Below are 593 nucleotides of genomic sequence, written 5' to 3'. Positions count from 1 at the left end.
AAACATACTAAGATTAGCTATGAAGAAATCTATGACGATAGATTTTTTCATAGCTATTTTTTATAGTTATAGAGAGAAGTAGACTGTCCAGACTCTTGGATTTTAAATCCGTATAAAAAACAAGTCAGCTTTACTCTCGCCTTTTGAAATTCGTTTGTAGTATGTTGGGTTCTTGAAACCGTGTATAGGAAAATGAAATGAGAAAGGTTAAGTAAAGTTTTTAGCTTCTCAATTATTCAAAGGAGGTTTTTTTATCGATTACTTAGGTGTTGATATTAGTAAAAGAAGTAGTGTAGTTGCACATTATAAAAATGGAAAATTCCAAAAAGAGTTTTTCATCCAAAATAATAAAAATGGTTACAATTATTTACTCAAGTATTTGAATGACTTAGACCACCCACAACTCATTTTTGAATCTACAGGTATCTATTCAAGAGGTATGGAACGATTTTGTTGTGTAAATCAAATTAACTATATTCAAATGAATCCGTTAGAAGCCAAATTTAAAACGAGCGCTCTAAGATCATGGAAAACTGATCAGGCAGATGCTCATAAGCTTGCTTGTTTAGGACCGACGCTTAAACAAACAGACA

Annotated in this window: 1 protein-coding gene; it reads left to right on the top strand. The window is 31.4% G+C overall.

What is annotated here, in order from left to right; translation table 11 throughout:
• Nucleotides 1–253 precede the first annotated feature (253 nt).
• Nucleotides 254–593, top strand: a 340-nt coding sequence (locus tag HMPREF2576_RS10765; protein WP_225793067.1) for an IS110 family transposase, incomplete at its 3' end; no start/stop codon positions are given.

Source organism: Staphylococcus sp. HMSC063F05 (assembly GCF_001837075.1).
Classification (GTDB): Bacteria; Bacillota; Bacilli; order Staphylococcales; family Staphylococcaceae; genus Staphylococcus; species Staphylococcus epidermidis.
Note: the sequence above shows the minus strand (reverse complement) of the source record. Positions and strands in the feature narration are given on the sequence as shown.